The 447-nt window shown below is 43.4% G+C and carries 1 tRNA gene; it reads left to right on the forward strand.

The window, feature by feature from the left end:
• The first annotated feature begins 371 nt into the window (after window positions 1-371).
• Window positions 372-445: transfer RNA gene (locus GVV58_RS15295), tRNA-Arg, on the forward strand.
• The last annotated feature ends 2 nt before the right edge of the window (window positions 446-447 follow it).

Raw genomic sequence — 447 nt, forward strand, 5'->3', positions numbered from 1 at the left:
CGCTCATAGCTCAGCTGGATAGAGCACTTGGCTACGAACTAAGGGGTCGGGAGTTCGAATCTCTCTGAGCGCACCAACTTGAACAATCAACCGCTTTCATAGCGGTTTTTTTGTGCCTGAAATTTGGGGACATCTTTCTCGGTATTTGCTGTGTACTTTTCATCAGGATGAAATGGAGCTTGTCGCCACATTGAATGCAGCGTCAAAGTCCGGATGGTATTAATTGTTTTTAGCTCTAAATGTGCAGAAATTCTCACAGAAAACTGTAAATACTGCTGTATCGTTTAATTACTATACATTCAGTTGTGCTTTTATTAAAAAACACTTAACAAGCCTTAAAAAAGCCGTATAATGTACCCCATCAAGACGTCGCGCTCATAGCTCAGCTGGATAGAGCACTTGGCTACGAACTAAGGGGTCGGGAGTTCGAATCTCTCTGAGCGCACC

It is taken from the genome of Acinetobacter sp. 18QD2AZ41W, from assembly GCF_009829025.1.
GTDB lineage: Bacteria > Pseudomonadota > Gammaproteobacteria > Pseudomonadales > Moraxellaceae > Acinetobacter > Acinetobacter pseudolwoffii.